This window comes from Rhodococcoides fascians A44A, from assembly GCF_000760735.1.
GTDB classification, from domain to species: Bacteria; Actinomycetota; Actinomycetes; order Mycobacteriales; family Mycobacteriaceae; genus Rhodococcoides; species Rhodococcoides fascians_E.
Window position 1 is genome coordinate 133,359 of record NZ_JMEX01000004.1, and the last position, 20,613, is coordinate 153,971.

At 65.6% G+C, this 20,613-nt stretch carries 17 protein-coding genes; all 17 read right to left on the reverse strand.

Annotated features, from left to right (window positions below; translation table 11 throughout):
* Positions 1 to 118 precede the first annotated feature (118 nt).
* Positions 119 to 781 (reverse strand): peptide deformylase, encoded by a 663-nt coding sequence (locus tag BH95_RS01600; protein ID WP_037180750.1) that lies wholly within the window; start codon positions 779 to 781, stop codon positions 119 to 121.
* Positions 778 to 3,963, reverse strand: coding sequence for an isoleucine--tRNA ligase (ileS, locus tag BH95_RS01605; RefSeq protein WP_037180752.1), 3,186 nt, complete (start codon positions 3,961 to 3,963; stop codon positions 778 to 780). The genes BH95_RS01600 and ileS overlap by 4 nt, the downstream gene beginning before the upstream one ends.
* A gap of 384 nt (positions 3,964 to 4,347) precedes the next feature.
* Entirely contained in the window at positions 4,348 to 4,518 is a 171-nt protein-coding gene (locus BH95_RS28980; RefSeq protein ID WP_037180754.1) for a hypothetical protein, read from the reverse strand.
* Between the two features lie 84 nt (positions 4,519 to 4,602).
* Positions 4,603 to 5,451, reverse strand: a complete 849-nt coding sequence (wag31, locus tag BH95_RS01615) for a DivIVA-like cell division protein Wag31 (RefSeq protein WP_037180757.1) — start codon at positions 5,449 to 5,451, stop codon at positions 4,603 to 4,605.
* Positions 5,452 to 5,612: 161 nt separating this feature from the next.
* Complete coding sequence (locus BH95_RS01620; RefSeq protein ID WP_019665915.1) at positions 5,613 to 5,900, reverse strand: YggT family protein; 288 nt, start codon at positions 5,898 to 5,900, stop codon at positions 5,613 to 5,615.
* A 101-nt stretch (positions 5,901 to 6,001) separates the two neighbouring features.
* Positions 6,002 to 6,691, reverse strand: a complete 690-nt coding sequence (locus BH95_RS01625; protein ID WP_037160310.1) for a cell division protein SepF — start codon at positions 6,689 to 6,691, stop codon at positions 6,002 to 6,004.
* A 54-nt stretch (positions 6,692 to 6,745) separates the two neighbouring features.
* Entirely contained in the window at positions 6,746 to 7,507 is a 762-nt protein-coding gene (locus BH95_RS01630) for a YggS family pyridoxal phosphate-dependent enzyme (protein WP_037180759.1), read from the reverse strand.
* 8 nt (positions 7,508 to 7,515) lie between these two features.
* Positions 7,516 to 8,262, reverse strand: coding sequence for a peptidoglycan editing factor PgeF (pgeF, locus tag BH95_RS01635; RefSeq protein ID WP_020111979.1), 747 nt, complete (start codon positions 8,260 to 8,262; stop codon positions 7,516 to 7,518).
* Between the two features lie 6 nt (positions 8,263 to 8,268).
* Positions 8,269 to 9,495: a cell division protein FtsZ gene (ftsZ, locus tag BH95_RS01640; RefSeq protein WP_019665920.1), complete on the reverse strand. Its 1,227-nt coding sequence runs from the start codon at positions 9,493 to 9,495 to the stop codon at positions 8,269 to 8,271.
* Between the two features lie 193 nt (positions 9,496 to 9,688).
* Positions 9,689 to 10,594 carry a cell division protein FtsQ/DivIB gene (locus BH95_RS01645; RefSeq protein ID WP_080737932.1) on the reverse strand — a complete coding sequence of 302 codons (906 nt, stop codon included), beginning with the start codon at positions 10,592 to 10,594 and terminating at the stop codon, positions 9,689 to 9,691.
* Complete coding sequence (murC, locus tag BH95_RS01650) at positions 10,591 to 12,087, reverse strand: UDP-N-acetylmuramate--L-alanine ligase (RefSeq protein WP_026347911.1); 1,497 nt, start codon at positions 12,085 to 12,087, stop codon at positions 10,591 to 10,593. The genes BH95_RS01645 and murC overlap by 4 nt, the downstream gene beginning before the upstream one ends.
* A gap of 38 nt (positions 12,088 to 12,125) precedes the next feature.
* Entirely contained in the window at positions 12,126 to 13,271 is a 1,146-nt protein-coding gene (gene murG, locus BH95_RS01655) for an undecaprenyldiphospho-muramoylpentapeptide beta-N-acetylglucosaminyltransferase (protein ID WP_026347912.1), read from the reverse strand.
* A complete protein-coding gene (gene ftsW / locus BH95_RS01660; protein ID WP_037160304.1) occupies positions 13,268 to 14,785 on the reverse strand; it encodes a putative lipid II flippase FtsW in 1,518 nt (505 codons plus the stop codon). Before ftsW ends, murG begins: the two co-directional genes overlap by 4 nt.
* Positions 14,785 to 16,233, reverse strand: coding sequence for a UDP-N-acetylmuramoyl-L-alanine--D-glutamate ligase (gene murD / locus BH95_RS01665; RefSeq protein WP_037180762.1), 1,449 nt, complete (start codon positions 16,231 to 16,233; stop codon positions 14,785 to 14,787). Before murD ends, ftsW begins: the two co-directional genes overlap by 1 nt.
* A 27-nt stretch (positions 16,234 to 16,260) precedes the next feature.
* Positions 16,261 to 17,340 (reverse strand): phospho-N-acetylmuramoyl-pentapeptide-transferase, encoded by a 1,080-nt coding sequence (gene mraY / locus BH95_RS01670; RefSeq protein ID WP_019665926.1) that lies wholly within the window; start codon positions 17,338 to 17,340, stop codon positions 16,261 to 16,263.
* A complete protein-coding gene (locus BH95_RS01675) occupies positions 17,337 to 18,815 on the reverse strand; it encodes a UDP-N-acetylmuramoyl-tripeptide--D-alanyl-D-alanine ligase (protein WP_371828304.1) in 1,479 nt (492 codons plus the stop codon). The genes mraY and BH95_RS01675 overlap by 4 nt, the downstream gene beginning before the upstream one ends.
* 44 nt (positions 18,816 to 18,859) lie before the next feature.
* Positions 18,860 to 20,476: a UDP-N-acetylmuramoyl-L-alanyl-D-glutamate--2,6-diaminopimelate ligase gene (locus BH95_RS01680; RefSeq protein ID WP_020111973.1), complete on the reverse strand. Its 1,617-nt coding sequence runs from the start codon at positions 20,474 to 20,476 to the stop codon at positions 18,860 to 18,862.
* Positions 20,477 to 20,613: the final 137 nt, after the last annotated feature.

Here is a 20,613-nt window from a genome sequence, read left to right on the forward strand (position 1 = left end):
GTCGAGATGCAGCACCCATCGCCTACTGCGAGCGTCGGTCACGACCGAAAGATACTCCGGAACGCAGACATCACAGTCCGTGCCTCATGGGATGCCGACACGACGGTCGAAGGCCATGTCACGACGCGTCGCCTCGGCCGGTACCGAGGTCGAAGCCGAGCGCTGCAGCCGCGTGCTCGGGCGTCGGATCGGCCCACAGATCCGCGTACACGTCGTTCGCGGACAGCGACCGCGTCACCGCTCTGTCGATGTACACCGTCCCGTCGAGGTGATCGGTCTCGTGCGCCACGATCCGCGCGGGCCATCCAACGAACTCCTCGTCGACCACGGCGCCGTGCAGGTCGGTGCACCGAAGCCGCACCGACGCCGCCCGAGGGACGACCGCCTGGTAGCCGGGCATGCTCAGGCATCCCTCGTAGAAGCTTCGCCGAGCCGACCCGACGTCGTCGTAGCGCGGGTTGACGATCACTCGGAACGGCAACGGCGTGCGCTCCCGCTGCGTCGCGACCTCCTCGGACACCGGGTACATGTCCTCGATCACCGCGATTCGCAGCGGGACGCCGATCTGCGGCGCAGCGAGACCGACACCGGGCGCGTCGTGCATCGTGGCCCGCATGACCTCGACGAGGTGTTCGAGCGTGCGCGGCTCGAGCTGATCGGTCAACGCGGCTGCCGCTGTGCGCAGCACCGGATCACCGACCGTGACGATCGGAAGGACGCCGTCGTGCGCGTGCGACAGCAGCTCACGGACGGCGCCTTCCATCACCGCGTCGCGGGTCATCGCGAACGGGTGACCGATACGCGGGTACCTTCCCCGAGTTCGACGGCGTCGTCGCCCGGATCACCGTCGACCAAGCTCAGGGCCAGAACCTCGCCGGCGATCAACGAGCGGTGCGTGTCGAGCCATTCGCGGCGTTCGGCCGGAACCTCGATGACGATGTCGATCCGATCGGACACCTCGAGGCCCAGTGTTCGGCGGGCCTCCTGGAGCTCACGGATTCGGTCTTTCGCCCACCCCTCGGCCTCCAGCTCCGCGGTCACCTTGGAATCGAGCACGACCAGACCGGCGTTGCCCGGCAGAGCGGCAGTGGAGTCCGGTTCGGCCGCAACCAGCTTGCGGGTGTACTCCGTCGGGAGCAGTTCGATGCCTGCGGCACTGACCGTGCCCGATGCATCCTCGCTCCACTCCCCTGCTTTGACCGCCTTGATGACCTTCTGGACGTCCTTGCCGATCCGAGGACCTGCCGCACGCGCGTTGACGACCAGTTCGAATTTGCCGTGCACGGCAACATCGTCGGTGAGGTCGACCTTCTTGACGTTGACCTCGTCGGCGATGATGTCGGCGTACGGACGCAGTCGTTCCGCGTCCTCGGCGGCGACGGTCACCTCGGGGAGCGGCAACCGCACCCGAAGGTTCTGGGCCTTCCGAAGTCCGAGTACCGCGCCGCACACCGAACGCACCTCGTCCATCGACTCGACCAACTCCGGATCGGCAGGCAAGTCTGCTGTCGCCGGCCAGTCCGCGAGGTGGACCGACCGTCCACCGGTCACACCGCGCCACACCACTTCGCTGACCAACGGCAACAGCGGCGCAGCAAGTCGCGTCACGACCTCGAGCACCGTGTGCAACGTGTCGATCGCGTCGGAGTCCTCGCTCCAGAACCGCGAACGTGACCGTCGCACATACCAGTTGGTGAGCGCGTCGCAGAACGTACGCAGCTCGTCGCACGCCCCTGCGATGTCGTGGACCTCGAGCGCTTCGGTGATCGCGTCCCGCGTCGCCGCCAGCTTGGCCAGAACGTACCTGTCCAGCACGTTCGGCGAATCCGTTCGCCACGTACCCGGCTTGCCTGCGTACAACTGCAGGAAACTCCACGCATTCCAGATCGGCAGCAACGCCTGGCGGACGCCCTCACGGATGCCTTGCTCGGTGACGATCAGGTTGCCACCGCGCAGGATCGGCGACGACATCAGGAACCAGCGCATCGCATCGCTGCCGTCTCGGTCGAACACCTCCTTGACGTCCGGGTAGTTGCCCTTGGACTTGCTCATCTTGAGACCGTCGTCGCCCAGCACGATGCCGTGCGCCGCAACGGTCTTGAACGCAGGACGATCGAACAACGCGGTCGCGAGCACGTGCAACGTGTAGAACCAGCCACGAGTCTGGCCGTTGTACTCGACGATGAAATCGCCCGGGTTGTGTGCTGTGGCATCCCCCGTCGTTCCGCTCGCCCCGGAAAACCACTCTGCATTCTCGAACGGGAAATGCACCTGCGCGTACGGCATCGACCCGGACTCGAACCAGCAGTCCAGGACCTCGGGAACCCGTCGCATCGTGGACTTGCCCGTCGGATCGTCCGGGTTGGGACGCGTCAGATCGTCGATGTACGGACGGTGGAGATCGTTCGGACGCACGCCGAAGTCACGCTCGAGCTCGTCGAGGCTGCCGTACACGTCGATACGTGGGTACTCGGGATCGTCGGACGTCCACACCGGGATCGGGCTGCCCCAGTATCGGTTTCGACTGATGTTCCAATCGCGTGCGCCTTCGAGCCACTTGCCGAACTGCCCGTCCTTGATGTGCTCGGGCACCCAGGTGATCTCTTGGTTGAGCTCCACCATGCGATCGCGGAACTTCGTCACCGCCACGAACCACGACGGGACCGCCATGTAGATCAGCGGCTGCCCGCTGCGCCAACTGTGCGGGTAGGAGTGCTCGATGGTCTCGTGACGCAGCAACCGACCGGACGCCTTCAGATCCTTGATGATGACGGGGTTGGCGTCGAACACCATCAGGCCCTGATACGGCGGCACAAGTGCCGTGAACTTGCCACCGGGGTCGAGCGGCTGAACGACCTCGATGCCGTTCGCCGTCGCGACGTCCATGTCCTCTTCACCGAATGCCGGTGCGAGGTGCACGATTCCGGTACCCGAGTCGGTGGTGACGTAGTCCGCCTGCAGAACACGATGCGAATTGGCGTGTCCCAGAAAGAAATCGAACGGCGGAGTGTAAGTGAGGCCGACGAGTTCCGCGCCGGTGTGCTCGGACAACACCTCGGGCTCGTCGCCGAGTTCGCGGGCGTAGTGCGCGAGACGTTCCGCGGCCAACACGTAGCGTTCGCCGTCGGTTCCGCGGACCTGCACATAGCGAACATCGGGATGCACTGCGATCGCCAGGTTCGACGGCAGAGTCCAGGGCGTCGTCGTCCAGATCAGTGCACCTGCACCGTCGAGAGGCGACGCGGGTGCCGTCAGCGGCATCGTGACGGTGACCGCCGGGTCCTGACGCATCTTGTAGGCGTCGTCGAGCCGAGTTTCCTGGTTGGACAACGGGGTCTGTTCGTACCAGGAATACGGAAGGACTCGATAACCCTGATAGATCAGGCCCTTGTCGTACAACTCCTTGAACGCCCACATGACCGATTCCATGAAGTCGACGTCGAGCGTCTTGTAGTCGTTGTCGAAATCCACCCAGCGGGCTTGACGGGTGACGTAGTCGCGCCACTCGTCCGTGTACCGCAGAACCGACTGCCTGCAGTAATCGTTGAACTTGGCGAGACCCATCTCGTCGATCTCGGATTTGTCCTTGATCCCCAACTGCTTCTCGGCTTCGAGCTCCGCGGGCAACCCGTGGCAGTCCCACCCGAACCGACGCTCCACCTTCTTACCGCGCATCGTCTGAAAGCGCGGAACGAGGTCTTTGACGTACCCGGTCAGCAGGTGACCGTAATGGGGAAGACCGTTGGCGAACGGCGGGCCGTCGTAGAAGACGAACTCGTCCGCACCCTCGCGACGGTCGACGCTGGCACGGAACGTTCCGTCCTCGGCCCAGAAATCGAGCACTCTGCGCTCGAGGTCTGGAAACGACACACCCGCGGCTTTCGGACCAACCATGTCGACCAACGGGTACTTGTCACCGTCGGTCCTCGCGACATCGCCGCTCTTCGAATCTTCGGTACTCATGACGGACGCTCCTGCCGTGCCGACGCCGTCGCTTCTGCGACGGCGATAGTTTCCTCGGCACGGGGACGACGATCGACGTGTGGGACGTCGACTACCGCGGTACCACCCCGCTTGCTTCATCGACGCCGGAAAGCGATCCCTCGTCGACGAAGCCTCTCGCACTGCTGTGACGGGCTTACCCGTTCGGTTCTACTGAGCCGACCCGACCTCGACGGTCGATTCGGCCGTTCTTCCGAATGCTCCCCGGGGATGACCGGATCATCGCGTTCTTCTCGACAGTCGTTGTTCTCGACAGTCGTTGTTCTGTTCTCGATGTTCGGGATGACGACTTCGGACACCTCGAGGGTAACCGAAACGTCCACACAATCGATTCTCGGGTGGCGACTACTTCTCGGGTGGCGACCTGCGGCCGGTCAGCGCGCCTGTTAGCAACAGAATCGCGCCGACGATGCAGACACCGATGCACCCGTACGCCCAGACGACCGATCCGGTCGTCAGGGCGATGACAAGCAGCGCGAACCCGACACCCGCTGCGCACAGCGTCAAGACGAGCACTGTGCGCCTCGTTCCGCACGAGCCGGCTCACGCCGGGCGGGTTTCACGTCCGCAGCCATGCCGAACAGGCTGGGCGAGAATGCGTCAGTTGTTGCCCTTGACATACGACTGGCTGTAGCCCGACGACTGCTCGTTCTGGTTGAAGCTGTCCGACCCGTTGTCCACCGGCAGAGCCGAGGAACGGTTCTCGAGCTCTTCGAGCTGGGATTCCAGGTAGGACTTGAGACGGACACGGTACTCGCGCTCGAACGTCTTGAGCTGCTCGATACGACCCTCGAGCACCGAACGCTGCTCGTTGATCGTCGCCATGATCTCGGTGTGCTTGCGCTCGGCGTCCGCCTGAAGAGCATCGGCCTTCTCCTTGGCCTGACGAAGCTGTGTCTCGGACCTCGTCTGAGCGTCGGACAACAGCGATTCCGACTTCTGACGTGCGTCGGTGACCATTGCCTCGGAGCGGGTCCGTGCGTCGGTGACGAGACGCTCTGCATTGGTGCGAGCGTTCCCCAGCAGCTGCTCGGACTCGGTCTTGGCGTCGCTGGTGAGCCTGTCGGCCATCTCCTGCGCGAGTCCGAGAATCTTCGCGGCCTGCATATTGGAGTCGCCGCCCTGCGCCGGCGCAGCCGCAGCCACGGGAGCAGGCGCCACCACCGGGGCAGGCTTGGGTGGCTCGACGGGGCGCTGAGGCTCCGGAGCCTTCTGCTGAACCGGAGCGGGCTGAGCCGGACCGGACTGACGAGCCGACTTGGCATCCGACAGTTCCTGATCGAGCTCGCCCACGCGCTGGCGCAGGTCTGCATTTTCCTCGATCAGTCGCGACAGCTCTTGCTCGACGAGATCGAGGAAAGCATCCACCTCGTCTTCGTTGTAACCGCGCTTACCGATAGGCGGCTTGCTGAAAGCGACATTGTGCACATCAGCTGGAGTCAGCGGCATGGAAGGATCCCTTCACGCGTCTTGAGGCGGTAGAGCAAGCATTCAGTTATATCCCATTCCGCACTTGCCGGAACAATCAAACTGTAACTGGCGTCCATTCTGTCACATCGGTTGCGCAGGTCGCGCCTGTCCCCGATGTCTTTCATCAAAGTTCGATCAGTTCACGATCCCAGACTCCGCACGACGGACATCAGGATGAAAACGCCGAACAACAACACCATGATCGACAAGTCCAGTCGAACTCCCCCGAGATTCACGGGGGGAATCACTCTTCTCAGCAGCTTGACCGGTGGATCGGTCACGGTGAATATCGCCTCGAGCAAGACAACGACGATTCCCGACGGCCGCCAATCCCTGGCGAACGTCCTGATGAATTCGACGATGATGCGGCCGATGAGAAGAAGCCAGAAAATGAACAGTATGAAGTAGATCACCGCGAACAAGGCCACAGGTCATACTCTGCCCGAAAAGGTCGGCTCGATCAAAGCGAGCAGGTCAGAGACCTGTTCGAATCGATCGAGCCGAAGGAACGCACCAGTGCTGTCGATTGTCATTGCTGACTGTAGAAGCCCGTCTCGGCGATGCGACGCCGTTCCTGGGGGGACACGTCGATATCTGCCGGCGAGAGAAGAAATACTTTTGTTGCGACCTTGTCGAACGAGCCGCGAAGGGCGAAGGCGAGCCCTGCGGCGAAATCGACCAGACGCTTGGCGTCGGCATTGCTCATCTCGACGAGATCCATGATGACCGGAGTTCCGTCACGGAAACGCTCGCCGATCGTCCTAGCTTCGCTGTAATCGCGGGGACGCAGGGTGGTGATCTTCGACAACGCGCTGCCGTCGTCCGCCACCGGGCTACGGCGGGTCTCCGCGCGCGTCATCGGCTCACTGCGCAGGCTGCGCTCCTGCGCGTCCATACGGGTGTCCACCGCGAGGTTGCCGCGAGTGGACACGCCTCGTCCGGCCCCGGCCGACCGCGACGAGCGACCGCCGATGGGGGCAAGTGTCGGCGCGGAGCGAGGTGCCTCGTACTCGTCGTAGTCGTCCTCGAGGTCCTCGATCTCGGCACGGGACGAGCGCCGCGAGGAGAACGACGGCTTCGCGAACTCCCGGTCGTCGTCCGCGTAGGGATCGCGGCCGCGGACGGAGTGCCGCGATTCCGGCTCGTCGAGGTAGTCGTCTTCGTAGTCCGCAAGAGGAACCATGCCGAAGTACGCCTTGAACTTGTGCAGGGTACTCATTGATGCAGCCTTCCGTGCCGGGTACTTCGTTGCCGGTCTCCAGGTTCGCAAGTGTCAGGTGTGACTGATGTGATCCGTGGACTGTACTGGCGAGGTTATCGGCCGAGGGCCGAGTATTGCGGTACCGACACGCACGCACGTCGATCCGTGTAGAACAGCAGCCTCCAGATCGCCCGTCATCCCCGCGGACAGCTCGACTGCATCCGGGTGCTGCTCGAGCAACTGCTGGTGTACGGCCGACAGATCGGCGAATGCGTGATCCGGATCCGAGTCCAACGGCGGAACGGCCATCACTCCGGACAGGGTGAGCCCGTCGGTGTCGGCCACCTGATCGGCCAGCTCGAGTAGATGCTCTCGCTCGACTCCACCGCGATGGACGTCTCCGTCCAGACTCACCTGAATCAGGACCTCGAGCGGAGTGGACCTGGCCCCGTCGGACTGCGCTGCGTCCACCGCCTTGCCGAGAGCGGACACCAAGCGATCACTGTCGACCGAGTGGATCGACGTGGCCCATCTCGCGACGGATTTGGCCTTGTTACGTTGCAGATGCCCGATCATGTGCCACCGGGCCGGTTCGGTACCGAACGCTCCGGCCAATTCGTCGACCTTCGCCGACGCGTCCTGCTCGCGTGACTCGCCGAAGTCGCGGCATCCGAGACCGTGCAGAATCTCGATGTCCGACGCCGGGAAGAATTTGGTGACCGGAAGCAACATCACGTCGTCCACCGAACGGCCGGCGGCGGCACACGCGGCGGCAAGCCGAGCCTTCACCGAGCGAAATGCCTCCGAGATCTCGGATTCTCTGGTCGTCGTCATATCGACAGTCAAGCAGGACCGTCGGTGCGGCCGGCCGAGGTGTCCATCCAGATCACGCTTGCCGATCGTCCCGTCGGCGACCCGCGCCGATGGCTGAACAGGGTTCGGTCTTCGATGGTGCACCGAGGATCGACGGCGATCGACGTCACGCCGAGTCCGTGAAGTTGCCGTCTGATTCCGTCGCGGATGTCGAGGCCGGGCGTCTTTCTGACGGTGGTCGTGGCGCTACCGGGAAGGTGCTTCTCCACATCGGCCTGCATGTGCGCGGGCACCTCGTACTGACGCCCGCTCGCGGCCGGACCGAGGAAGGCACCGATTCGACGTGTGTCGGCTCCGAGCGCCACCATCGCCTCGACCACACGGGGAACGATGCCGATGCGCGCTCCGACCCTTCCGGCGTGTACAGCCGCGATCACACCGGCCTCGTCGTCGGAGAGCAGGACCGGCACGCAGTCCGCGGTGAGGACGACGAGTGCTAGATCACGGCTGGTCGTGACCAACGCGTCGGTGACCGGAACGGGCTCGGGGGTCGGACCGTCGACAACAGTGACGGTCCGACCGTGGACCTGTTCCATCCACACCAGTCGACCAGCGCCCATGCCGAGCTCACTACCGAGCCGCTCGCGGTTGGCGGCCACGGCCGACGGTTCGTCGCCGACGTGGTCGCCGAGGTTGAAGCTGTCGTACGGCGGCGCCGACACCCCGCCTGCCCGCGAGGTGGTGACCCTACGAACCTTGAAGTCGTTCTCCGCCATCGGCGATCAACGACGCATGAACGACGGCACGTCCACATCGTCTTCCCCGTCGTCCTCGGTGACGGGCACACGCCGACCCGAGTTGTTCGACCCTGACGATCCCGAGTTCGAGGACTGAAGCGGAGGCAGGCTGCTGCCGTTACCTGCACTGCCTGCACCGACCGGGTCACGGAACACGGCACCGGATTCGGTGGAGTCGGACCGAGACGACACCTCGCCGGATCGTGCGGATCCGATGGTGCTGCGTGAGGCGCCCGGAGCTGCTTCGACGGGACGTCTCGTCGGCGTCCCTCCATCGAAACCGGCTGCGATGACGGTGACGCGCACCTCGTCGCCGAGGGAATCGTCGATGACGGTTCCGAAGATGATGTTGGCGTCGATGTGTGCCGCTTCCTGGACGAGCGACGCAGCTTCGTTGATCTCGAAGAGTCCCAGGTCCGAGCCTCCCGCGATCGACAGCAGCACGCCGCGCGCACCTTCCATCGACGCTTCGAGCAACGGCGAGTTGATGGCGGACTCGGCCGCCTTGATGGCGCGACCCTCGCCGCGCGACGAACCGATTCCCATCAGCGCGCTACCTGCCCCCGACATGACGCCCTTGACGTCGGCGAAGTCGACGTTGATCAGGCCAGGCGTGGTGATGAGGTCGGTGATGCCCTGAACGCCGTTCAGGAGCACCTCGTCGGCGCTGCGGAACGCGTCCATCAGGCTGACGGCTGCGTCACCGAGCTGGAGCAGTCGGTCGTTGGGGATGACGATGAGGGTGTCGCAGGACTCGCGCAGTTGCTGGATCCCGGTATCGGCCTGCCCTCCGCGCCGCTTGCCCTCGAAGGAGAACGGGCGCGTGACGACGCCGACGGTGAGAGCGCCGAGCTTGCGAGCGATGTTGGCGACGACGGGTGCGCCACCGGTACCGGTGCCACCTCCCTCGCCTGCGGTGACGAAGACCATGTCGGCGCCCTTGAGCACCTCTTCGATCTCGTCCTTGTGATCGTCGGCTGCCTTGCGGCCGACTTCGGGATCGGCGCCTGCGCCGAGACCACGGGTGAGCTCACGGCCGACATCGAGCTTGACGTCGGCGTCGCTCATCAGCAGCGCTTGAGCATCGGTGTTGACCGCGATGAACTCGACTCCCTTGAGTCCCTGTTCGATCATGCGGTTGACCGCGTTAACGCCGCCGCCGCCGATGCCGACGACCTTGATTACGGCGAGGTAGTTGTGCGGGGGCGTCATTGGCTCTCGCCTTCCGTGGTTGTGTACTGGTCCGTCTTCGTACTCGGCTGATGCGCTTCGACAAAACCCTCAACCTAAACCATAGGCTTAAGGTTATGTCAAGTACTCGACGCTCGGAACGCTATTCACCGCAACGGAGATACGCCATTAGGCGCGCCGAGAAGTCGAGAAAAGAATTTGGGTTTCGTGAAAGTCACTTGGTGGTGGGCAGGTCCGGACTCGACACATCCAGGATTTGCCCCGGTTGAGACAATAGCGCAAGAGCCACAGCGGATTTCCGCTCGGATCTGTCGCGGTCTCCCCACACCACCGTCCTACCGTCGAACAGGATCACGGACACGTCCGACGCCGAACCCGCCCGAATCTCCCCGACCTGCACCCGCAGCGGTTCGGGCAACGAATCGAGCACTGCGAGAGCACTTTCCGTCGGCGGATCGCCTGTCACCGGGTTGTCGGTGACCAGACGAATCACTCCGGGAGGCGGCGGGGCGACGGCGAAATCCACGGCATCGGCGTCGAGCAGGTGGGTTCCGTCCGGTCGGTCGACGAACACGACCGGTACCCGCTCGGTGACGGTGACCCGGATGGTCGACGGGTACATCCGTTGCACCCGAACCGAAGCCAACGACGGAATCGACGCGACGCGCCGAGCGGCCGCGCCGGTGTCGACTCGAACGAGCTTCTCCCCCATCGGCACCGCCAGATCGGCGATCACCTCGTCCTCGGAGACCGACACCGCACCGCGTACGTCGATGGTCCGCACCGTCAGCACAGGTGAGAAGTACACGACGGCAAACCCCGCAAGTACGACGGCGACCACGGCGGCCGCGATCGTTCCAGCGCGTCGACGCGATCGCGACACCTTCGCGCGTTCGTCCTCGCGAGCCCGACGACGATCCGCTCGTTCCTGGGATTCGGCGCTCGGACGGGTGGTGTCGCGGTTGTCCCGGCGTGCGTACGCGCCCCGGTCCCGAGCTCCGCCCTTCGATGCACTGCCTGTGTCGACCTTGCCCGGGCCGCTCGGCGTTCCGGTGTCGGTCCGAGCGGCGTCCTCGCCGGAGGACGTGTCCTCGGTCGGACGCTTCGGACGAGACGTCACTGCGACGCCCGGCCGTGCCCGATCCGGAAACTCGTCCTCGAACGCAGCGCGTCGAGGATCGGCCCGGCCAGCATGGTGACGTCCCCGGCACCCATGGTGATGACGACGTCGCCGGGCTCGGCAAGAGACGCCACCTGCTTCGCCACCAGCGACAGGTCCGGTTGATAGATGACGGGCTTGGTCACCGCAGACGCGACGAGAGCTCCCGTCACGCCGGGAAGCGGTTCCTCACGGGCACCGTAGACGTCGAGGACGACCACCTCGTCGGCGATGGACAGAGCCTCACCGAACTCCGCTGCGAACGTCTCCGTACGGGAGTACAGGTGCGGTTGGAACACGACGACGACCCGGCCGCGTTCGCCCGCCCCTGCGGCGCTCGTGACGAGTTGCTGAGCTGCGCCCAGCACGGCACGCACCTCGGTGGGATGGTGCGCATAGTCGTCGAACACGCGGATGCCGTGTTCGCGCCCGCGAATCTGAAAACGTCGGTGCACACCGCCGAAGCCCGCAAGACCTTCCAGCAGATCCGTCGCTGCGGCGCCTGCCTGGGTTCCGGCTGTGAACGCGGCCAGTGCGTTCAGTGCCGTGTGTCGTCCGGGAACGCCGAGTCTCAACGTCCGCGGGCTCTCCTCCCCCGCGATCAACAGTTGGGCGACGCCTCCGACGTCCTCGGGTTCCCACTTCAGCAACCGGACCGCCATGTCCACGTCGCCCGCGTCGGTGTCCTCGGATCCGTATCCCAGCACGCGTACGCCCGGGAGCGCTCGTTCGTGGACGCGCCGAGCCAGAGCGGCCGATCCTGGATCGTCCATGCAGGCAACGAGCACTCCACCCGGTCCGAGCAACGCCGCGAAATCGTCGAAGACCTGCGTGTACGCCTCGGGGGTACCGAAGTAGTCGAGGTGATCGGCCTCGATATTGGTGACGATGACGACGTTCGGGCTGTACTGCAGGAGCGAACCGTCGCTCTCGTCTGCCTCGGCGACGAACACGTCACCACTGCCGTGGTGCGCGTTGGTGCCGGCCTCGTTCAGTTCTCCACCCACCGCGAACGACGGATCGAAGCCACAGTGCTGCAGCGCGACGATCAACATCGACGTGGTCGAGGTCTTGCCGTGCGTGCCGGACACCAGCAGTGCCCGATAACCCTCCATCAGCGATGCCAACACCGTCGGCCGGAGCACGACGGGAATTCCTCGGCGCCCGGCTTCGACCAGTTCGGGGTTGGTCTTGGGTATCGCGGCGTGCGTGGTGACCACCACCGTCGGACCACCGGAGATCAAGTCGAGAGCCGAGGCATCATGACCGACACGAACCTGTGCACCACGAGCCCGCAGTGCCAGAACCCCTCGGCTTTCCTTCGCATCGGAGCCGGAGACTTCGCCGCCACGAGCGAGCAGAATCCTGGCGATGCCGGACATGCCGGCACCCCCGATTCCGACCATGTGAACCCGTCGGAGATCCTCCGGCAGTTCAGCGGGTAACTCGGGCATGTCCGTCCTTTCGGTACCACCTTGTCGTGCCACGACCGTCACACGCCTCGTCTACGCTGCGAGGCGACGTCGAGCACGATTTTCGCCACGGTCGCCGCGGCGTCGCGGTGGCCCGCGCTCGCGGCGCTCTTCGACATCGCTTCCACTCGTGCAGAGTCTGTGATCAGGTCGATCACCTCAGCGGCGATGTATTCCGGAGTCACCGATCCGTCGGCCACGAGTATGCCTCCCCCGGCGTCGACTACGGGGCGTGCGTTGAGTTCCTGTTCACCGTTCCCGTGCGGCAACGGAACGTACACCGCGGGCAGACCCGTCGCCGACACTTCGGCAACCGTCATGGCGCCCGATCGACAGATGGCCAGATCCGCAGCGGCGTACGCCAGGTCCATGCGGTCGATGTACGGAACGGCGACGTACGGTGCTGGCGCATCGGCCGTCGGTACCTCGATCGAATTCTTGGGTCCGACGGCGTGCAGTACCGACACTCCGGCTTCGGCCAATCGGTCCGCGGCGCCCGACACGGCGTCGTTGAGCGACCTGGCACCCTGCGATCCGCCGAACACCAGCAGTACGGGGCCGCTCCCCGGCAACCCGAAGTACTCGCGAGCCTCGGCGCGCATCGCCGCTCGGTCCAGCCCGGTGATGGTCGGTCGCACTGGAATTCCGACGATGTCCGCGTCCGAGCGGCCACGAGCGGACACGCCGGATCCGGCCACCGCGGCGAGGACACACGTCGCGACCTTCGCACCGACCTTGTTCGCGATCCCGGCACTGGCATTGGCCTCGTGGACGATGACCGGAATCGACCGGCTGCGTCCGAAGGTTCGCCGTGCAGCAAGGTAGGCAGGCAGGGCCACGTAGCCACCGAACCCGATCAGTACGTCGGCGTCGACGGCCGCGAAGACCGCCCGGGTGGCCCGTACCGACCGAATCACACGCCCCGGCAGCCGGACCAGATCCAGGGTGGGCTTACGCGGAAGCGGGACCGGAGGAATCAACTCGAGCTGGTAGCCCCGCGCCGGTACGAGCGTGGTCTCGAGTCCACGCTCGGTTCCCAGAGCGGTGATCCGTACCGAGTCGTCGAGCGCGCGCAGTGCGTCCGCGACAGCCAACGCCGGCTCGATGTGTCCCGCGGTCCCACCGCCCGCGACGACGACGGACAAGTGTGTGGGAGATGCATTCACCGTCGATATCCTCGCGTATCCGAATGTCCGTACGCACCGCGGGGTTGAGCGCCTGCGCGCGGTGCTGCGCTGCGGCCTCCAACTGCACCGCCACGGGGAAGTGCCGCGCCGGTTCTGCGTGGTTCGGAACGACGAGGGGGCTCGCCCCCTCGAACTCGACCCGCCCTGCCACCGGCGTCCGGTGCACGACGCTGCGACGAACCGCTCTCGATCCGACGGCGATCCTCGCGATCGAGCGCAGGCCGGGTCGACTTGGATCTGGCCGCGGCGGCACGCAACGGAGAGAACGATGCGGGCATCGGGAGTCGCAGCACACGGTCCAACCGCGAGTCCTGCCCGGAGTGCAGAGCCGCGATGGCTTCCGGTTCGTGCCGGGCGGCGTTGGCGATGATGCCGAACATCATCAGCGTGATCGCCGTCGACGAGCCGCCGTAGGACACGAGCGGAAGCTGAAGCCCGGTGACCGGAAGCAGCCCGACCACGTACCCGATGTTGATCATCGCCTGCGCGAAGATCCAGGTCGTCGAACCCGCCGCGAGCAGACGCAGGAACGGATCCACCGAACGCATCGCGATGCGCAGACCGGTGTAGACGAACAACGCGAACAGGCCCAGTACCGCGAGGCAACCGATGAAACCCAGTTCCTCGCCGATGATCGCGAAGATGAAGTCGTTGTGCGCGTTGGGCAGGTAGCTCCACTTGGCGCGACTCTGCCCGAGACCGACACCGAACGGCCCACCGTCGGCGAGCGAGAACTTGGCCTGGTTCGACTGGTAACCAAGACCCTGCGGATCGTCGCCGGGGTTCAGCCAGGCCTTGATTCGGTTCGAGCGATATCCCGCGGTGAACGCGAGCACCGTCGCCGCGGCGATACCGCCGCCGACGATGATCGCGAAGAGCCTGGCGTCGAGACCGGCGAACCACAGCAGCGACACGAGAATGATGCCGATCGCGATGGCGGTACTGAGATTCGGCTGCAGAACGACTAGTCCCGCCATCAGCAGCGCTGCGGGCACGAGCGGAATGAGAAGTGATTTGAGGCTGGCGTGCTCGCTACGGCGCGATGCCAGCAGATGAGCACCCCACAGAACGAGCGTGACTTTCGCCAGCTCCGACGGCTGGAACGAGACGCCGGCGACATTGAACCACCGGCGCGCGCCGTCGGCGCCCTCCGATCCGATACCGGGAATGAGCACCATCATGAGCATGACGACGGATAGGCAGAACAGCGGAAACGAGACCTTCCGCAGCACGCGCACGGACGTACGCAGCGCGACGTAGAACGCCACGACGCCGAGACCGACACCGATCAGCTGCTGTGTGAACAGGGTGTACGCCGATCCGTCGGTGGCGTACGCCTCGGCTGCCGACGACGACAGCACCATCACCAGGCCGAGAATCGTGAGCAGAGCGGCAACGGTGACGATCAGGTGGAACGACGCCAGAGGACGGCCGAGCCACAATCCGATCCTGGTGCGCGGCGAGTTCGCCGGGGCATTCTCAGGACGGGCCATCAGGATTGACCGCCCGACCGTGTAGTGCCGAGCGCGTGCACGGCGTCCGCGAAGCTGCGGCCACGGTGGCCGTAGTCGACGAACATGTCGAGCGACGCGGCGGCGGGGGCGAGAAGCACCGTGTCTCCCGGTCCGGCTCGCCGGGCGGCCTCGTCGACCGCGGCGCGCATCACGACTTCAGCATCTTCCGCCACATGAGTCACACCAGCATCGTCTCTCAGCGGGAACTCGACAACGGGAACATCCGGTGCGTGTCGCGCCAAAGCCTCTGCGATCTGCGTCCCATCACGCCCGATCAGCACCGCAGCGACGAGTCTGGGCGCCACTTCGGCCACGAGCTCGTCGACCGATGCTCCCTTGAGGAGACCACCTGCGATCCAGACGACGTGCTCGTGCGCGAGCAACGACGACCTTGCTGCGTGCGGGTTGGTCGCCTTGGAATCGTCGACGAACGTCACACCCCCCACGGTGCGGACGACCGACGCACGGTGCGGCCCCACGTCGTAGGTGCGAATCCCCTCCGCCACGGCCTCTGCCGGGGCGCCGATCGCGCGGGCGAGCGCCGACGCCGCCAACGCGTCCATCGTCCCGGCCGGACCGGACGGGCTGACATCGTCCACCGACATCAAGTGCAGACGCTCGCCGAAAGCGTTGTCCACCAACTGCCCGTCGATCACGCCGAGTTCCCCGGGCGCGGGGTCTCCGAGGCGGAATCCGACCACTCGATCGGCGCGAGCCGAGCCTGCCAGGGCCGCTGCCCGCGCATCGTCGAGACCCACCACCCCGACATCGCCGACGAGCGCTCGTGCTTTGGCGTCGACGTAGCCGTCCATACCACCGTGCCAGTCCAGATGATCCTCGGCGATGTTGAGGACGACACCCGCCGCGGGCCGGACGGACGGAGCCCAGAACAACTGGAACGACGACAACTCGACGGCGAGGACCTCCGGATGCGGGTCCGACTGCAGAGCGTCGAGCACCGGCAGACCGATGTTTCCGCACGCCGCACTCGCCATACCGGCCGATTCGAGGATGGACGCCAACATCGAGGTGGTCGTGGTCTTCCCGTTCGTTCCCGTGACCACCAGCCATGTCGTCGGCGGGCCGTACACACCCGCGCGGTCGACGTGCCAGGACAGCTCGATGTCTCCCCAGATCGGAATACCGAGTGCGGCGGCACGCGCGAGCACCGGCGCGTCCGGGCGAAAGCCCGGACTGGTGACGACGAGCGCGATCGAATCGAATGCGGATTCGTCCGCGAGAAGGTCGTCCTGCAGGATGCCGTCGGCACCGGCTGCATGCGCCTTGTCCACCGCGGCCGGGTCGGTATCGGTGACGAGTACTCGCGCACCGAGGGCGCGGAGCGGCCCGACGGTCGCCAACCCGGATACCCGTCCCCCGGCGACCAGCACGGTCTTGTCCCTCAGCCACGCCACGTCGTCGGACATCGCACTCCCCTTCACCGGATTCGAGCTCTATCCACCGACAGCGGCGAGGTACTCGCTGTAGAACAAGGCAAGGCCGACGGCCGACGCGATGGCCGCCAGTAGCCAGAACCTGATGATCACCGTGGTTTCTGCCCAGCCTGCGAGCTCGAAGTGGTGATGGAACGGCGCCATACGGAACACACGCCGTCGACTCGATCGGAACACCGCGACCTGGATCACGACGGAGGCTGCCTCGGCGACGAACAGTGCCGCGATGACGACCATGATCAGTTCGGTGCGCGTCACGATGGACAAGCCGGCGATGAGTCCACCGAGGGCCAACGACCCGGTGTCGCCCATGAAGATCTTTGCTGGAGCTGCGTTCCACCACAGGAAACCGATGCAGGCACCGGCAGCGGCCGCGCAGATGAGCGCCAGGTCCAGAGGGTCACGCACGTCGTAGCATCCGGGGCCCGGATTGGTGGAGCAGGACTGGCGGTACTGCCAGAAGGTGATGACGGTGTAGGCGCCGAGGACGAGCGTCATCGAACCGGCCGCAAGACCGTCGAGTCCGTCCGTGAGGTTCACGGCATTGGACCATGCCGTGACGAGGAAGTAGCACCACACGATGAACACGAGTGGGCCCAGGCTGACCGTCGCGATATCGCGCACGTAGGAGAGCTGCATGCTAGCTGGAGTGAGCCCGTTCTCACCCTTGAACTGCAGTGCGAGGATGCCGAACAGAACTGCGGCGAACAGCTGGCCGACCAGTTTCGCTGTCTTGTTCAGACCCAGATTGCGCTGCTTGCGAATCTTGATGAAGTCGTCGAGGAAACCGACGAGACCCAGGACCGTGGTCAACCCGAGAACCAGCAACGCGGACGCCGACGGCCCGTCGGCGTCGTAGCCGATTCCGATCAGGTGCGAGCCCCAGTAACCAGCCCAGAGACCGGCGAGAATCGCGACTCCGCCCATCGTCGGCGTGCCGCGTTTGGATTGATGACTTGCCGGGCCTTCGACGCGGATCTCCTGGCCGAAGCCTTGTTTGGAGAACGCCTTGATCAGCACCGGTGTCAGCAGAATCGCCACAGCGAGCGCGATGCCTCCGGCGAAGAGGATCTGTCTCACTGCGGTGCCTCCCCGTTGGTTGTCGTGTTCTCCCCGGCGTCCTTGCCGTCCTGCAGCAGTGTGTCGGCGACGGTCCACAGTGCGACGGACTGGGATGCCTTCACCAGCACGATGTCATCCGGTCGAAGTTCTTCCCTCAACACCGCGACGGCAGATTCCCGATCGGGAACCAACATCGATTCGTCGCCCCAGGAGCCTTCCATGACTGCGCCCTGGTGCATGGCTCTGGTCGGGCGGCCCGACTCGACGATGATCAACCTGGACACGTCGAGCCGTACCGCAAGGCGTCCGATCGCGTCGTGTTCGACGACGGAATCCGGCCCCAGCTCGCCCATCTCCCCCAGAACCGCCCATGTTCGACGCGGAGGCCCGGTTCCCGACCTCGACATCGTGACGAGAGCCTTGAGCGCTGCGCGCATGGAGTCGGGGTTGGCGTTGTAGGAGTCGTTGACGACGGTGACGCCGTCCGGTCTCGTCCGAACGTCCATGCGCCGGACGGACGCCGCGGTGGAACCGGCGAGTGCATCGGCGATCCCGGTGAGGGTGCCGCCGCATTCGAGAGCGACGGCGGCGGCTGCGAGGGCGTTGCCGACCTGGTGCTCACCGTGGACGGCCAATGCCACGTCGACGGTTCCGGCCGGGGTGACCATGGTGAAACGGGCTCGCGCTTCGGCGTCGAGTGTGACGTTCTCGGCCCTGATGTCCGCGTCCGGAGACATCCCGACGGTCACCACCCGAGCCGACGTGCGCGTGCGCATGGCCGACACGAGTCGGTCGTCGGCGTTGAGGATGGCCACGCCGCCGTCCGCGGCACTCGGAAGCGCTTCGACCAGTTCACCTTTGGCGACGGCGATGATGTCTCGGGAACCGAATTCACCGAGGTGGGCTGTGCCTACGTTGAGTACGACGCCGATGCGAGGAGGGGCAGCGTGGGCAAGGGCGGCAATATGTCCGACACCCCGCGCGGACAGTTCGAGCACGAGGAAGTCCGAGGACTCGTCGGCGCGCAGGACTGTCCAGGGATGGCCCAGTTCGTTGTTGAACGAGCCCGGCGGCGCGACGACGGATCCGAGTGGCCGCAGCACCGCGGCCAGTAAGTCCTTCGTCGAGGTCTTTCCGGACGAACCCGTCACTCCGACGATCGTCAGCCCGGTATCAGCGGTCAGTTCCACCGCCGAGGCGCGGGCGAGCGCGCTGAGCGCCGCCAGAACCGCGGCACCGGACCCGTCGGAGTCGTGTTCCAGTGCCATCGCCTTGCCATCGTGCGGCTTCGGTGCGAGGACGACGGCCGGGACGCCGACCGGCCGCGCCGCCAGCACCACGGCAGCGCCTGCCGCGACTGCTGCAGCCGCGTGGTCGTGGCCGTCGACGCGCGCACCGGGGAGCGCCAGGAACAGCCCGCCTGGGCCGATCTTGCGTGAATCGAACTCGACCGAACCGGTGACCAGCACGGACGGGTCTTCCACGTCGTGCATGTCACCCCCGACGATGTCGGCGATCTGTGCGATGGTCAGGTCTTTCACGAACTGGCTCCTGCGTGTTCATCGGTCGCGCGATCGAGGGCATCGGCGAGCACGACGCGGTCGTCGAACGGATACTTCACCCCATCGATCTCCTGACCTGTTTCGTGGCCCTTACCCGCGATCAGCACGACGTCGCCTTCACGCGCCCAGTTCACCGCGTCGGCGATCGCAGCGCCGCGGCCGGCAATGTTCCTGACCTCACCCCGGGCCGACTCGTCGACCGAGAGGGCACCCGCCATCACCGCATCACGAATGAGTGCAGGATCTTCGGATCGCGGATTGTCGTCGGTGATGACGAGAAGATCGGCGCCTCGGGCACCCGCGGCACCCATCAACGGACGTTTGGCGGTGTCACGGTCGCCGCCTGCACCGAGGACAACCGCGATTCTGCCCTGAGTCTGTTCGCGCAGTGTCTCGATCACGGCTTCGACGGCAGCAGGCTTGTGTGCGTAGTCGACGACGGCGAGGAACTTCTGGCCGCGGGAGATGCGCTGCACTCTGCCCGGGACGTCGACGTCGGCCATTCCGGCGACAGCCCGACGCACGTCGACGCCGGCAGCCGCACAGACCGCGGCCGCCAGTGCGGCGTTGGCGACGTTGTATCTGCCCGGCAGTCGGATCGATGCAGCGTGTCGGTCGCCGGCAGTGTCGACGAGGGTGAATCGTTGAGTTCCCGTCGGTTCCTTCGACCACCCGTCGACACTCCAGTCGGCGTCGCCGAGGACGGACACGGTGAGCAGGGTCGAGCCCGCCGATCGCGCGATGTCGGCCATGCGCTGGCCCCAAGCGTCGTCGACGCACACGGCAGCCGACCGCGTGTGGACGCGCGACTCGGCGGCGAACAGTCTGCTCTTGGCGAGGAAGTACTCCTCCAGCGTGTCGTGGAAGTCGAGGTGATCCTGCGAGAGGTTGGTGAACGCCCCGACGGAGAAGACCGTGCCGTCGACCCGCCCGAGAGACAGTGCGTGGCTGGACACTTCCATGACGACGGTGTCGAGACCTTGCTCGACCATCGCCGCGAACAGCGCGTGCAGATGCGGCGCCTCCGGTGTGGTGAGGGCACTCGGCACTCGGGTGCCGGCGATCTTGGTCTCGATGGTGCCGATCAGGCCGGTTCGCCGGCCTGCGGCCGACAGTGCCGCTTCCAACAGATACGACGTGGTCGTCTTACCGGACGTCCCGGTGATGCCGATGACGGTCATCTTCTCCGACGGATTGCCGTAGACGAGCGCCGACACGTGTCCCAGCACCTCCCTCGGCCGGTCGCGCACGAGGACGGGCACCGGTAGCTGCGGATACTGCGCCGAGACGAGCGCCAGACCTTCGGAGTCGGTGAGGATCGCGGCTGCTCCCCTGTCGATCGCTGTCGCGACGAAGGAGGCGCCGTGCGCGGCCGATCCGGGCAGTGCCGCGAAGAGATCGCCTGCGACGACTCCCTGCGCTCGAAGATCGACTCCCGTGACGAACGGCGACGGCAGCTCGGAGCCGTCCGCTGTGGCCGCGTGAACCAGCCTGGCTTCCGCCGCGGCTGCGATGTCCTCGACCGCGGTACGCGGTGGGTTCGACGGTCTGAGCGACGACGGAGCATCGGTCGACTCTGCTGGCACGGACACTGCGCTCCTTTCTGCTCGACGTACTACTTCAGGCCCACCCGCAGGCCGTGGTGCTGCGCCGAGCGCTGCAGGACGGACTTTCGGTTTCGGGCCGACGAGTCAGGTTACCGGCGCGGCTCGGCCACGCTGACCCCCGA